The following is a 12908-nucleotide window of genomic DNA, read 5'->3' as shown; positions in this document are numbered from 1 at the left end:
CCCACACCATGACTACGGCTCCCACCCCGGTGCCGGCCCCCGCCGCCGTTGACAGCAACGGCGGCGCGGGGACCCCCGGTACCGCTACCCCCGCTTCCGAGGCCGCCCCCACGGCCAACCGCCGCAACCGGCGTTCGGGCAACCGTGCCTGGCTCGGCGCGCTGCCCCTGATGGTCTTCTTCGCCATCGGGTTCGGCCTGCCGGCCGTCGCGATCGCCATCGGCGCGTTCACCACCTCCTCCGACGCCCCGGGCGGCGGCGGCACCTTCACCCTCTCCAACCTGAGCAACTCGCTCCAGGGCGCGTACTTCACCGCGCTGCTCGGCAGCGTCAAGCTCTCCGCGCTGACCGCCCTGATCGGCACCGTGGTCGGCCTCCCGCTGGCCCAGGCGGTGGCCACCTCCCGGTTCCGCATGGTGCGCGAGGCGGTGCTCTCCGGCTCCGGCGTGCTGGCCAACTTCGGCGGCGTGCCGCTGGCGTTCATGTTCGTGGCCACCCTCGGCAACGCCGGTGAGGTCACCACCAGCCTGGGCCTGAAGAAGTACGGCTGGAGCCTGTACACCTTCGACGGGCTCGCGGTCGTCTACCTGTACTTCCTGATCCCGCTGATGATCCTCACCATCACCCCGGCCCTGGAGGGTCTGCGGGTGCAGTGGCGCGAGGCGGCCGCCAACAACGGCGCGACCACCTTCCAGTACTGGCGGTACGTGGCGCTGCCGGTGCTGCTGCCCTCGCTGCTGGGCGGCTACGTGCTGCTGTTCGGCGCCTCGTTCGCCGCGTACGCCACCGCCGAGGCCATGGTCGGCAGCTCGATCCCGCTGATCTCGATGCAGATCGGCGACGCGCTCTCCGGCAACGTGCTGGTCGGCCAGGGCAACCTGGCCCTCGCGCTCGGCCTCGACATGATCGTGGTGGCCGGCCTGGTGATGGCCGTCTACCTGCCCCTCCAGCGCCGGAGTGCCAAGTGGCTCAGCTGAAGATCCCCGCCCCCCTGAGCCGCCTGCGCGTGGGCCGCGGCCTGGTGCTGCTGCTGTGCGGCGTCTACTTCGCGGTGCCGATGGCCGCCTCGCTGTTCTTCAGCATCGACGACTACCACGGCGGCTACACCTTCCACGCCTACACCCAGCTGCTCTCCGCGCCCGGCTTCCTCGACAGCCTCTACCTGAGCCTGGAGCTGGCCGGTGCCACCGTCGCGGTGCTGCTGCTGGTGCTGGTGCCCGCGCTGCTCGCCGCCCGGCTCGGCGCGCCGAAGCTGCGCCCGGTGGTGGAGGTGATGTGCTCGCTGCCGCTGGTCGTCCCGGTGGTCGCGCTCACCACCGGCATCGTCGGCGTGCTGCGCTGGGGCCCGGACTACTTCGCCAACTCGCCGTTCTTCCAGACCTTCGTGGCGATCCAGAACCCCGACTTCCCGGTGGTGCTGCTGATCGCGTACGTGCTGATGGCGCTGCCCTTCGCCTACCGCGCGCTGGACGGCGGACTGCGCGGCGTGGACGTCGCGACGCTGGTGGAGGCCGCCCGCAACTGCGGTGCGAGCTACCCGCGCGCGGTCTTCTCGGTGGTCCTGCCCAACCTGCGCAGCGCGCTGCTGAGCGCCTCGGTGCTGACCGTGGCACTGGTGCTCGGCGAGTTCACCACCGCCTCCATCCTCGGCTTCCAGCCCTTCTCGGTGTGGATCAACACCTACGGCAAGACCGACGGTCAGATGTCCGTCGCGGTCTCGATGATCAGCCTGATGGTCGTCTGGATCGTGCTGCTGCTGATGTCCGCGCTCGGCAGCGGCCGCCGCAAGTCCGCGCGTTCCTGATCCCCACGCACTTCTCCAGGAGTTCTCCCCATGACCACGGCCACCGCCATCGCCGGCGTCCCCCTCGCACCAGGTAGTGCCACCGTCGAATTCCGTTCGCTGCGGCGGGCGTTCGGCTCGACCGTCGCCCTGGACGGGCTCGACCTGACCGTCCACCCGGGCGAGCTGCTCGCCCTGCTGGGCCCCTCCGGCTGCGGCAAGACCACCGCGCTGCGGATCCTGGCCGGCTTCGAGTCCCACGACTCCGGCGAGGTGCTGGTCGACGGCACGGACGTCACCAGGATCCCGGCGCACAAGCGCGACGCGGGCATGGTGTTCCAGTCCTACAGCCTCTTCCCGCACCTGACCGCGGCGGACAACGTCTCGTTCGGGCTCAAGATGCGGGGCGTGGGCAAGGAGGAGCGCCGCAAGCGGGCGCTGGAGCTGCTGGAGCTGGTCGGCCTGCCGCAGCGCGCCGGGCACTACCCGCACCAGATGTCCGGCGGCCAGCAGCAGCGCATCGCGCTGGCCCGGGCGCTGGCCCTGCAGCCGCGGGTGCTGCTGCTGGACGAGCCGCTCTCCGCGCTGGACGCCAAGGTCCGGCTCAACCTGCGCGAGGAGATCCGCCGGCTGCAGCAGGAGCTCGGCATCACTACCCTGTTCGTGACGCACGACCAGGAGGAGGCGCTGTCGATGGCCGACCGGGTCGCGGTGCTGCGCGCCGGGCGCCTGGAGCAGTGCGCCACCCCCAGCGAGCTCTACGCCCGCCCCACCACCGCCTTCGTCGCCCAGTTCGTCGGCACCATGAGCCGCATCCCGGCCGGCCGCTCCGGCGACGGCGTCGAGGTGCTCGGCCGCCGTCACGAGGTGGACGGCACGGTGCCCGCCACCGGCGAGCTGGACGTCCTGGTCCGGCCCGAGAACGTGGGCCTGACGCCGGCCGAGACGGGCAACGCGGTGGTCGTCGGCGCCAGCTTCCTGGGCGCGGTCACCCGGCTGACCGTCCGCCTGACGGACGGCACCGAGGTCAAGTCGGACCTGCCCACCGAGCAGGCCGCCGCGCTGCCGATCGGCGGCGGCGCCACCGTGAGCCTGCCCGAGCGCCCCGTCCTGGTGGACGCCCGCGTCGGCGCGGGGCAGTGATCGCCGCGATGACCACTGCGCTGCTGCCCCAGGCCGTCCTGTTCGACATGGACGGCACCCTGGTCGACACCGAACACCTCTGGTGGGCGGCCACCGCCGAGATCGCCGCCGAACTGGGCCACCAGCTCGGCGAGTCGGACCAGTCGGAGGTACTCGGCCACGCCGTCGAGCACACCGCGGCCCACCTGGACCGGGTGGTGGCCCACTCCCCCGGCCGGGCCGTGCTGGCCGCCCGGCTCAACGAGGCGTTCATCACCAGGGTCGCCGCCCAGGTGGTGCCGCGCCCCGGCGCGCTGGCCCTGCTGAGCCGGCTGCGCGAGGCCGCGGTGCCCACCGCGCTCGTCTCCGCCTCGCCCCGGCAGGTGGTCGACCTGGTCCTCAGCCACCTGGGTGCCGACTGGTTCGCCGTCACGCTGGCCGCCGAGGACACCCCGCGCACCAAGCCCGACCCCGCCCCCTACCTGGCCGCCGCCGCCCACCTGGGCCTGGACCCGGCGCGCTGCGTGGCGGTCGAGGACACCCCGACCGGCGTCGCCTCCGCGTACGCGGCGGGCTGCGCGGTGCTGGCGGTGCCCTCCTCGGCGGTCGCGATGCCGGCCGGCCCGGGGATCACGATGCTGGGCAGCCTGACGGAGGCGGACCTGCCGCTGCTGGCCGGGCTGACGGGCCGCGGTTCGGCTGCTTCCGCTGCCGCCGCTGCCTCCGCTGATGCGACCGACGCCACCGGTGCGGCGGGTGCTCCCGGTCCGACCGGTACGACCGGTACGACCGGTACGACCGGTCCGCGAGAATAGCGCTCATGCCCTATCTCCTGCTCGCCTTCGCCATCCTGAGCGAGGTCTGCGCCACCAGCTGCCTCAAACTCACCGACGGATTCAGCCGGTTGTGGCCCAGCGTGGGCGTGGGGATCGGCTATGTGCTCTCCTTCGTGCTGCTGGGCCAGGCCCTGAAGCACATACCGGTCTCGGTCGCCTACGCGGTCTGGTCCGGCGCCGGGACGGCGGCGGTGGCCGCGATCGGCGTGGTCGCCTTCGGCGAACAGCTGGGCAAGCCGCAGCTGGCGGGGATCGCGCTCATCATCGTGGGCGTGGTGCTGCTCAACCTGCGCGCCTCCCACTGAGGCCGCCCCCGGGCAGCTCGGTCAGTTGCAGTGCACCGGGCCGATCATGCCCGAGCTGTTGTAGTAGTCGCCCCCGCCCCAGTAGATGCACTGGCCGGGGGCGTACACACGGCTCGGCCCGGCGTAGTAGCTGAACTGGCCGCCGTCCTCGTTGGTGGTCTGCGACCCGTCGGTGTTCACCGTCGCCCAGACGTAGTCCGGCGAGCCCTGCCAGTCCGGGTCCTTGATCGTCACCACGCAGTCGGTCGACCCGTTGTAGGAGAGGTAGACGGTGGAGCTGTTGATGTTCTGGCTGTCGATGTTCCAGTAGCCGGAGCCGCAGATCGCCGCCGCCGTCGCCCCGTTGTTGGCGGTCGCCGAGGCCGGTGAGGCCAGGGCGATCGGCACGGTCAGTGCGGCCACCGCGGACGCGGCGGCAGCGATCGCCTTGAATCGCCTGCTCATGAGCTTCTCCCGTTTCTGACGCTCCGTCAGTTACAGCTGTGATGATTGCCGTTGTGGCTCTGGTCGAACTCGTTGCGCGACCAGTGCACCGGGCCGGGCCCTGGGCAACAAGACCCGGCGCCGTCCAGGAGCGTCCAGGGTTGTCCAGAACCGTCCGGGCAGCACCCGCCGGTGCCCCCGAACTCGCGCACGGTCACCGACGCGGGCACGGCGGGCGAGTTCGACGGATTCCCGACTGCCCGTCATGCGGTGTTCATGCACCGTCCGTCGCGGATCGCCTGAATGTGGGCAGTCTGGTGCGGCCCGAGTTGTGCAGCCAACTCACTCGCACCGAGGCCTCACCGAAGCCCCACCGAAGCCCCTGACCGACAGGAATCCCGTGGCCACAGGCAGCTCCCTCGCACTCAGCAGCCCGACCAGCCCCACCGAAGGCGACAAGCTCACCTTCCACTGGACCACCGACGTGCCCGACGCCACCAACTGGGTCGGGATCTACGACGGCACCCGCCTGCCGGGCAACGGCTCCTCCCTCGTCTGGAAGTACACCCCCGGTGGCTCGGGCGACCTCACCCTCGACACCTCCGCGCTGACCGGCGGCCCGTACACCGCCTACCTGCTGGCCAAGGACGGCTACACGGTCCTCGCGCAGAGCGCGCCGTTCGGCTTCACTCCCAAGCCCGCCGTCGTCCCGCCGCACAGCGCGGTGGACGCGCTGACCGCGACGCCGGTGCGGCCGGGCGGGCAGGTGCGCATCCCGCTGGGCGGGCTCTGGGCACGTCCGGCCGGGAACCCGGCGGGGAGCGCGACGTTCCGCCGGGCCGGCGGTGACTCCTGGCTCGCGGTCGCCGCCGACGGCACGGTGAGCGGCACCGCGCCGGGCAAGGCACTCGCCCACCCCGCGCTCGTCACGGTCGGGGTGCGCGACAGCACGGGGGCGTCGGACACCGTCACCGTGCAGGTCCCGGTCGTCGAGCCGAAGGGCAAGCAGACGCTCAAGGTGGCCAGTTGGAACCTCTGGGACGCCGGCACGCACAGCACCGACGGCTTCGAGAAGCAGCTGCGGGTGATCCTCACCCAGGGCTGGGACGTGGTCGGCCTGCAGGAGACCGCCGGTGGCAACGCGCAGCGGCTGGCCGACGCGCTCGGCTGGTTCGCCTACCAGAGCGCGGGCAGCGTCGGCGTGCTGAGCCGCTACCCGCTCACCGACATCACGCCGGTGACCGCCGCGCTGCCCGCCGCCGGGGTCACCGTGCAGCTGCCGACCGGGCCCGGCATCCGGCTGTGGACCGCCCACCTGGACGAGAACTCCTATGGCCCGTACGCGATCCAGGACGGCCGGACGCCGGCCGAGGTGATCGCCGCCGAGACCGCCTCGGTGCGCTACCAGCAGGCTCAGGCGCTGGTGGCCGCGATCAGGGCGGAGAACAAGGGCCCGGTGATCCTGGCCGGCGAGTTCTCCTCCCCCTCGCACCTGGACTGGACCGCGGCCACCCGCGGCAGCGCGCTCGCCTGGCCGGTCAGCGAGGCGTTCCAGGCCGCCGGGCTGACCGACAGCTTCCGCGAGGACCACCCGGACCCGGCGAAGACCCCCGGCACCACCTGGTCGCCCACCCGCAAGGCCCGTGGCAGCAAGCCCGAGCCGCAGGACCGGATCGACTACGTGCTCTACGCCGACACCGGCCGGATCGAGCTGCGCGAGGCGCATGTGATCGCCACCGGCTGGCCGGCCGCGGACCCGAACACCGCCGCCAACGGCTGGCCCTCGGACACCGCCGCCGCCGTCGCGACCTTCGCGCTCTGAAAGGGCCTGACCACATGACCGAGTTGAACCGCCGTACCGTCATGGGCGCCGCCGCCGCGACGGCCGCCGCCGCCGTGGTCGGGCTCCCCGGCACCGCGCAGGCCAAGGACACCGGCAGCAAGGGCAACCGCCCCGCCGGCGACCTCACCGACGTCAAGCACGTGGTCATCCTGATGCAGGAGAACCGCAGCTTCGACCACTACTTCGGTTCCCTGAACGGCGTGCGCGGCTTCGCCGACAAGCAGGCGCTGACCTTCCCGAACGGCGACCCGGTCTTCCGGCAGCCGGACCCGGGCCGCAGCGACGGCGGCGCGATGCTGCCGTACCGGATGGACACCACCCGGTACAACGCGCAGAATGCCGCCGGCCTCGCGCACGACTGGGCCACCGGCCACCAGGCGATCAACAACGGCGCGATGAACAAGTGGGTGGCCGCCAAGGGCGAGCGCACCATGGGCTACTTCACCCGCGAGGACATCCCCTACCAGTACGCGCTGGCCGACGCGTTCACCCTCTGCGACGCGTACTTCTGCTCGCTGGCCGGCCCCACCGACCCGAACCGGCTCTACCTGTGGAGCGGCACCTCGGGCCCGGGCCGGGACGGCACCACCGGCCCGTGGATCGACAACACCCCGGTCACCCAGAACCCGGTGGCCGACTGGACCACCTACGCCGAGCGGCTCGAAGCGGCGAAGATCAGCTGGCGGGTCTACCACAACCCGAGCGAGGACGAGCGCACCGGCGACTACGACGACAACGCGCTGAGTTACTTCGCGCAGTTCCACAACTTCCCCACCACCGACCCGCGTTACATCAACGCGATGACCAAGTTCGACCTCACCGCCTTCGATCAGCACTGCAAGGACGGCTCGCTGCCCACCGTCTCCTGGCTGGTCGCGCCCTACCTGTTCTGCGAACACCCCAACGCCAGCCCGGACTACGGCGCCCACTGGGTCAACACCGCCCTGCAGTCGCTGATGTCCAACCCGGAGGTCTGGGAGCACACCGTCTTCCTGGTCATGTACGACGAGAACGACGGCTACTTCGACCACCACGTCCCGCCCACCCCCGAGCCCGGCACCCCCGAGGAGTTCACCCAGGGGCGGGCGATCGGGCTCGGCAACCGGGTGCCGCTCTGGGTCGCCTCGCCCTGGTCGCGCGGCGGCTGGGTCAACTCGCAGGTCTTCGACCACACCTCGGTGCTGCGGTTCCTGGAGCAGGTCACCGGGGTGCGGGAGCCCAACATCTCGCAGTGGCGGCGCACCGTCTGCGGCGACCTGACCAGCTGCTTCGACTTCACCGAGCCGGACTTCTCGATTCCGCGGCTGCCCGACACCACCGCCCTGATGGCCAAGGCGGACGCCGGCTCCTCGCTCCCGCCGGTCGCGCTGCCGGGGCTCGGCACCCAGTCGATGCCGCCCCAGGAGCGCGGCGACCGCCCGCACCGCACGCTGCCCTACCGCCCGTGGGCCGACATCGACGTGGACCGCACCAGCGGCAAGGTCACCTGCACGATGACCAACTTCGGCACCGTCGGCTACTCGTTCATGGTCTACCCGAACATCCAACTGCCCTTCGCCGCGACTCCGTTCACCGTGGAGCCGGGCGCGAGCAAGAGCTACGTCTGGGACGCCTCGACCACCGACGGCCGCTACGACTTCACGGTGCACGGCGCCGACGGCTTCGTCACCCGGTTCGCCGGCTCGGTGACCCGCCTGGAGCAGGAGGACGTGGCGGTGCCGATCGTCTCGGCCGACCTGCGTGACCCGAAGTCGATCCGCTTCGAGCTGGCCAACGACGGCGCGGGGCAGGTGAGCTTCACGGCCACCGGCAACGACTTCGCGGGCACGCCGCAGACGGTCTGGGTGGCGGCGGGCCGCAGTGCCCGGATCGACTGGCCGCTCGACCCGCAGGGCCGTTACGACGTCACCGTCACGGCGGGCACCGGCACCCGCTTCGCCCAGCGCTACGCGGGCTGGGCGCACCGACAGGGCTGATCCGCCCCCGACGCTCGAATGCCGTGCCGCGGTCGGTCGGACCGCGGCACGGCAGCCCCATTCCCAAGGGAAATTGCGGGCCGAATCGGCCGCAATGTTTCTCAGGCGATCCCGTCCCGTTCCGGCCACCGGAATTCCGTATTCCCACGGCCCCGCCGAGTGGCCCTCCGCTACCCCGCGGTCTCGGCCAGATGGCTGCGGCCCGAACGCACTCCCCAGAAGAAGACCGCCAGCCCGCAGCCGCCGACCGCGAACGAGTCGTACGGTTTCGGCACCAGGTTGCTGCCCCCGAAGCCGCCGATCGCGGAGAACACCAGCAGCGCGAGCAGCCAGACGACCAGCCAGGCGCCCTTGCGCAGCTCCCGCAGCAGCCGGGCGGCCGGCTCCCCGCGCCGGGTGGCCCAGAACAGCGGCAGCCCCAGCAGGGTCAGCGGCACGGTCACCCGCAGCCGGTGCCAGGCCGACCAGTAGACGAACAGGGTGGCCACCACGAAGGCGAGCGGCGCCACCCAGCGCAGCGCGGGCGACCGCCCGGCCTGCCGCGCCGGATCGGCCGCCCGCAGCGTGCGGGCGGCGACGGCGGAGGTGGCGTACACCATCAGCAGCAGGTCCCCGAGCGTGCTGACGATGTCCTGCCAGCCGCCGAGCGGCAGCAGGAACAGCGCGGTGATCACGGTGTTGAGCACCAGGGCCCGCCGGGGAATGCCGGAGCCCGGATCGACCCGCATGAACCAGCGCGGCAGCGTGCCGTTCTTCGCCAGCGCGTAGGTGCGCCGGGCGGTGGCCGCCAGCCCCACCAGGGCCGAGCCGCCGGGTGACAGCACGGCGTCCGCGTACATCACCATGGACAGCCAGTGCAGGTTGAGCAGCAGGGCGAGCTCCGCGAACGGCGAGTCGAAGGCCACGCCCCGCCAGCCGTTGGCCAGGTCGCGCTCCGGCACGGCGACCAGGAAGGCCAGCTGCAGCCCCAGGTACAGCAGCACCGCCAGGGCGAGGCCGGTGAGCACCGAACGCGGCACGTCCCGGCGCGGGTCGCGGACCTCGCCGGAGAACTCCACCGGCGACTGGAAGCCGTTGAAGGCGTAGACGATGCCGCCCATCGAGAGCGCGGTCAGCCCGGCCGACCAGCCGTAGGGGGCGAAGCCGCCGTGCCCGGTCAGCCGCCGCGGCTCGATACCCGCGCCGACCAGCAACAGCACCACTGTGAGCAGCGGGACCACCAGCTTGACCACGGTCACCAGCAGGTTGACCCGGGCGAACAGCCGCACGCCGAAGGCGTTGAGCACGCCGAGCCCCGCCGCGATGGTCAGCGCCAGCCCGACGCCGCTCCAGGTCAGCCGTGAGCCGTCGTACAGCCGGGGCCACCAGTGCGCCAGGTACTGCACGATCGCGGCGACCTCCGCCGCGTTGGCCCCCACCGCCAGCAGCACGGCCCAGCCGAGCAGGGCGGCCACCAGCGGGCCGTTGGCGTACATCGGCCAGCGCACCGTGCCGCCCGCCTCGGGGCGCGAGGAGCCCAGGTCCACCATCACCAGGGCGACCAGCGCGGCCAGCGCGCCGCCGGCCAGCCAGCAGAGCAGCGAGAGCGGCCCGGCGATGCGCGCCGCGTACATCGCGGCGAACAGCCAGCCGGAGCCGATGATGTCCCCGAGCCCGATCCCCGCCAGGCGCCAGTACCCGAGGTGGAGGTGGAGCTTGTGCTCCTGGCCGTGCGCCGGGCCCTCCTCCGTACCACCGCCCGGGGCCGTCTCGGCGGACGGCGGCGAATCCCGCGGGACGGGCTGCGAAGAAGAGGACATCCCCCATCTGTACCGCGACGATGAAATGACCATGCGTATAGAGAGCACTCTGTCACCGAGACGCAGTAGTCGGTCCACCGGCGCCAGGAAACGCAATTTTGTGGGTACCGTAAATATGGCAACTGTAGCTGGAAGGAGTGATGGGTCACTCGGCCACCAGAGGCCTCCCTAATCTGCCGATATGGGAACACTCAACTCCTTTCGCAGCTTTCCCATGTCGGTACGTCTGCTCCTGATCAACCAGTTCGGTGTTGATCTCGGCTTCTACGTACTGATCCCCTATCTCGCGACCCACCTGGACCGGGACCTCGGGATGTCCGCCGCCGTGATCGGACTGATCCTCGGGGTGCGCAACCTGTGCTCGCAGTGCCTGTTCGTGCTGGGCGGCAGCGCCACCGACCGGCTCGGCGCGCACCTGGTCATCCCGGCCGGCTGCCTGCTGCGCACGGTGGGATTCGGGCTCTTCGCCTGCGGCGACGGCATTCACCTGGTGCTCGCCGCCTCCGCACTCACCGGGCTGTCGGCCGCGCTCTTCTATCCATCGGTCCGCGCCTATCTGACGGTGGAGTCCGGGGACCGCGCGGCCGAGGCATTCGGGCTGCTGAACATTGTCTCCACCGCCGGCGGGCTGGCGGGTCTGGCACTGGGCAGCGTGCTGTTCCTGACGGACTTCCGCATGTGCGCACTGGCCGCCACGGCGACGTTCGCCGTATTGACCGTCGCGCAGATCTTCGCGCTGCCGGCCCAGCGGACCATCAGTACGCGTCCCGGAGTTCTGGAGGAATTGCGCGAGGCTCTCGGCAATCGCGGCTTTATCGCCTTCTCGGCCACCATGGTGGGGATGGCCACGATGGAGAACCAGATGTTCCTGCTGATGCCGGACGGCGCCCGGGCCGCCTCCGGCTGGGACGCCGCGGGCGCCATCCCGCCCACCCTGGGCACCCTCGCCAACCTCGCCCTCCAGCTGCGGATCACCAGCCGTGTGCAGGCCCGCGGCGACACCGGGCGGTGGGTCGGTCCGGGACTCGCCCTGATGGGCCTGGGGTTCCTGCCGCCCGCACTGGTGGCCGGGCTGCACCACCCGCCCGGCCCGGCCGCGATCGCGGTGCGCCTGGTGCCGGTCTGCGCCGGCGCGTGCGTGCTGTACCTCGGCGTCATGGTGGCGCAGCCGGCGGTGATGGAGCTGATCCCCAAGTTCGGCCGAACCGAGCTGACCGGCACCTACTTCGGGCTCTTCTACCTCTTCTCCGGCTTCGCCTCGGCCGGCGGCAACTTCGTGGTCGGCTGGACCATGGACCTGGGGCGGCACACCGGGCGCGCCTGGCTGCCGTGGGCGTGCTGCACGGTCTTCGGCCTGCTCTCCGCGGCCGGCGCGGCCTGGCTGCACCACCTGCGGGCACTGCCGGTGGAACGCCGTGCGGCCCTCGCGGCATGACGCGCCCGGCGCGCCGTCAGCGCTCCACCCTCAGCCGCTCCACCCTCAGCCGGCCAGCCGGTGCCGCGCCCAGAGCAGTGCCTGGCGCACCCGCTCGGTGTCCGGGTCGCTCGGCCCGAGCGCCTGCTCGGCGTCCCGCAGGATCGCCGTGAACAACTGGACGGCCTGGGCCGCGCGGCCCGGCCGGTCGGCCTCGGCCACCTGGACCGCGAACCGGCTGCGCGCCAGCAGCCCGCTGCGGCTGCGCGCCGTGCCGTACCCGGCGTTGCGGGTCAGCGCCAGGTCGGCGCTGGTGTGGGTGACCCGGTGGCAGGGGTTGGGCGCCAGCGTCCGCCGCCGGTTGGGCATGTCGTCCGGCACCCGGCCCAGCGCCACCTCGATCCGGCGGTGGATCAGCGGCAGGTCCAGGTGGGGCGGCCCGTCCGGCACGCCGTCCCGCAGCAGCCCGACCAGCTCGGCGGCGAAGCTGGTGGTGCGCGCGGCGGGCGGGGCCAGCGCCTTGCGCGTGCGGTCGGCGGCGGTGAGCAGGTTGACGTCACCGGCCGCCGGCAGGTCCAGCGCCCGCCCGGCGAAACAGCAGTCCAGCCAGGCCAGCCGGTGCAGCGCCCGGCTCTCCGGGCCCGCCAGCAGCTCCAGCACGGCCGAGGCGGCCAGCCCGGTGCTGGCCGCCCGCTGCTCCTCGGTGCCCGGCAGCGCGAAGTGCAGCCGCCCGCCCGCGTCCAGCACGCCGTGGCCCGCGTAGTAGAAGAGCAGCAGGTCCTCGCTGCGCGCGGCGGCGGCCGCGAGCGGGCCCAGCACCTCGCCCGGGCTCTGCGGGTCGCTGATCCTGATCACCCGGTCCCAGTCGAGCGGCCCCTCGGCCCCGGCCAGCACATCCGCCAACTCGTCGACGGCGGCGTGCGCCTGGGGCAGCGGGTCGAGCCCCTCGGCGTGGCAGGTGCCGACCGAGACCAGCACCGCCGCCGACCGCGCGCGGTCGGGCAGCCGGGGCGGCCAGTCCACCGCCCCGCTCACTCGTCCTCGGGATCGAGGAAGCCCTCGACCCGGTCGAGCACCGCCTGGACGTCCGCCAGACCGTTCGCGCTGATCTTCAACTCGGTGCCGTCGGGTCGGTGCAGGGTGATCTTCACCTGGCCCTTGCCGCGGCGCAGCCGGGCGGCGAGCCAGAGGGTGAACGGCTGGAGCACCAGCGGGCCGAGTTCGGTGGCGTACTGCACCGCGTCGGCCACCCCGCCCTGCTCCCCCGGGGCGGGCGGGACCAGCCGGTTGGCCACCCGGCCGCGCAACGCGCCGTCCTGGCTGAGGAATTCGCGCAGGTCGCGGGCGTCGGTGTCGACCTCGTCGGGGTCGCCGTCGAAGCTGATCAGAAACTCGGTCATCGGAAGG

General features: G+C 72.3%; 12 protein-coding genes. 8 read left to right on the top strand and 4 right to left on the bottom strand.

Annotated features, from left to right (window positions below):
- The first annotated feature begins 8 nt into the window (after positions 1-8).
- The 5 genes from ACFZB9_RS15085 to ACFZB9_RS15065 are packed head-to-tail and all read left to right on the top strand — an operon-like array spanning position 9 to position 4046.
- Positions 9-977 carry an ABC transporter permease gene (locus ACFZB9_RS15085; protein WP_391447150.1) on the top strand — a complete coding sequence of 323 codons (969 nt, stop codon included), beginning with the start codon at positions 9-11 and terminating at the stop codon, positions 975-977.
- Entirely contained in the window at positions 965-1804 is an 840-nt protein-coding gene (locus ACFZB9_RS15080; RefSeq protein WP_391447148.1) for an ABC transporter permease, read from the top strand. Before ACFZB9_RS15085 ends, ACFZB9_RS15080 begins: the two co-directional genes overlap by 13 nt.
- Before the next feature lie 30 nt (positions 1805-1834).
- Positions 1835-2926 (top strand): ABC transporter ATP-binding protein, encoded by a 1092-nt coding sequence (locus tag ACFZB9_RS15075; protein ID WP_391447146.1) that lies wholly within the window; start codon positions 1835-1837, stop codon positions 2924-2926.
- Between the two features lie 8 nt (positions 2927-2934).
- Positions 2935-3720: an HAD family hydrolase gene (locus ACFZB9_RS15070; protein ID WP_391447144.1), complete on the top strand. Its 786-nt coding sequence runs from the start codon at positions 2935-2937 to the stop codon at positions 3718-3720.
- A 5-nt stretch (positions 3721-3725) separates the two neighbouring features.
- Complete coding sequence (locus ACFZB9_RS15065; protein WP_391447142.1) at positions 3726-4046, top strand: DMT family transporter; 321 nt, start codon at positions 3726-3728, stop codon at positions 4044-4046.
- A 21-nt stretch (positions 4047-4067) separates the two neighbouring features.
- On the opposite strand, the gene ACFZB9_RS15060 is transcribed toward ACFZB9_RS15065, so the two are convergent.
- Positions 4068-4490, bottom strand: a complete 423-nt coding sequence (locus ACFZB9_RS15060; RefSeq protein ID WP_391447140.1) for a spore-associated protein — start codon at positions 4488-4490, stop codon at positions 4068-4070.
- Between the two features lie 379 nt (positions 4491-4869).
- Here ACFZB9_RS15060 and ACFZB9_RS15055 point away from each other — a divergent pair, with 379 nt between their 5' ends.
- Both ACFZB9_RS15055 and ACFZB9_RS15050 read left to right on the top strand, forming a co-directional pair.
- The gene (locus tag ACFZB9_RS15055) at positions 4870-6291 is read left to right on the top strand and encodes an endonuclease/exonuclease/phosphatase family protein (protein WP_391447137.1); all 1422 of its coding nucleotides are present in this window, start codon (positions 4870-4872) and stop codon (positions 6289-6291) included.
- Between the two features lie 14 nt (positions 6292-6305).
- Positions 6306-8288, top strand: coding sequence for a phosphocholine-specific phospholipase C (locus ACFZB9_RS15050; RefSeq protein WP_391447135.1), 1983 nt, complete (start codon positions 6306-6308; stop codon positions 8286-8288).
- Positions 8289-8458: 170 nt separating this feature from the next.
- On the opposite strand, the gene ACFZB9_RS15045 is transcribed toward ACFZB9_RS15050, so the two are convergent.
- On the bottom strand, positions 8459-10087 hold the full coding sequence (locus ACFZB9_RS15045; protein WP_391447133.1) for an APC family permease: 1629 nt from the start codon (positions 10085-10087) through the stop codon (positions 8459-8461).
- A 181-nt stretch (positions 10088-10268) separates the two neighbouring features.
- Here ACFZB9_RS15045 and ACFZB9_RS15040 point away from each other — a divergent pair, with 181 nt between their 5' ends.
- Entirely contained in the window at positions 10269-11522 is a 1254-nt protein-coding gene (locus tag ACFZB9_RS15040) for an MFS transporter (RefSeq protein WP_391447131.1), read from the top strand.
- A gap of 45 nt (positions 11523-11567) precedes the next feature.
- Here ACFZB9_RS15040 and ACFZB9_RS15035 read toward each other — a convergent pair whose 3' ends face one another.
- Both ACFZB9_RS15035 and ACFZB9_RS15030 read right to left on the bottom strand, forming a co-directional pair.
- Positions 11568-12524 carry a hypothetical protein gene (locus ACFZB9_RS15035; protein WP_391447128.1) on the bottom strand — a complete coding sequence of 319 codons (957 nt, stop codon included), beginning with the start codon at positions 12522-12524 and terminating at the stop codon, positions 11568-11570.
- Positions 12525-12532: 8 nt separating this feature from the next.
- Complete coding sequence (locus ACFZB9_RS15030) at positions 12533-12901, bottom strand: hypothetical protein (protein ID WP_391447126.1); 369 nt, start codon at positions 12899-12901, stop codon at positions 12533-12535.
- Positions 12902-12908: the final 7 nt, after the last annotated feature.

The sequence above is a fragment of the Kitasatospora sp. NPDC008050 genome, assembly GCF_042957465.1.
Classification (GTDB): Bacteria; Actinomycetota; Actinomycetes; order Streptomycetales; family Streptomycetaceae; genus Kitasatospora.
This window is presented reverse-complemented; position numbering and strand designations above follow the sequence as displayed.

What these genes read in the sequence shown, in the direction of transcription:
- ACFZB9_RS15085 (WP_391447150.1), top strand. Translation starts at nt 9, where the DNA reads ATGACTACGGCTCCCACCCCGGTGCCGGCCCCCGCCGCCGTTGACAGC.
- ACFZB9_RS15050 (WP_391447135.1), top strand. Translation starts at nt 6,306, where the DNA reads ATGACCGAGTTGAACCGCCGTACCGTCATGGGCGCCGCCGCCGCGACG.
- ACFZB9_RS15040 (WP_391447131.1), top strand. Translation starts at nt 10,269, where the DNA reads ATGGGAACACTCAACTCCTTTCGCAGCTTTCCCATGTCGGTACGTCTG.
- ACFZB9_RS15070 (WP_391447144.1), top strand. Translation starts at nt 2,935, where the DNA reads ATGACCACTGCGCTGCTGCCCCAGGCCGTCCTGTTCGACATGGACGGC.
- ACFZB9_RS15030 (WP_391447126.1), bottom strand. Translation starts at nt 12,901, where the DNA reads ATGACCGAGTTTCTGATCAGCTTCGACGGCGACCCCGACGAGGTCGAC.
- ACFZB9_RS15060 (WP_391447140.1), bottom strand. Translation starts at nt 4,490, where the DNA reads ATGAGCAGGCGATTCAAGGCGATCGCTGCCGCCGCGTCCGCGGTGGCC.
- ACFZB9_RS15065 (WP_391447142.1), top strand. Translation starts at nt 3,726, where the DNA reads ATGCCCTATCTCCTGCTCGCCTTCGCCATCCTGAGCGAGGTCTGCGCC.
- ACFZB9_RS15045 (WP_391447133.1), bottom strand. Translation starts at nt 10,087, where the DNA reads ATGTCCTCTTCTTCGCAGCCCGTCCCGCGGGATTCGCCGCCGTCCGCC.
- ACFZB9_RS15075 (WP_391447146.1), top strand. Translation starts at nt 1,835, where the DNA reads ATGACCACGGCCACCGCCATCGCCGGCGTCCCCCTCGCACCAGGTAGT.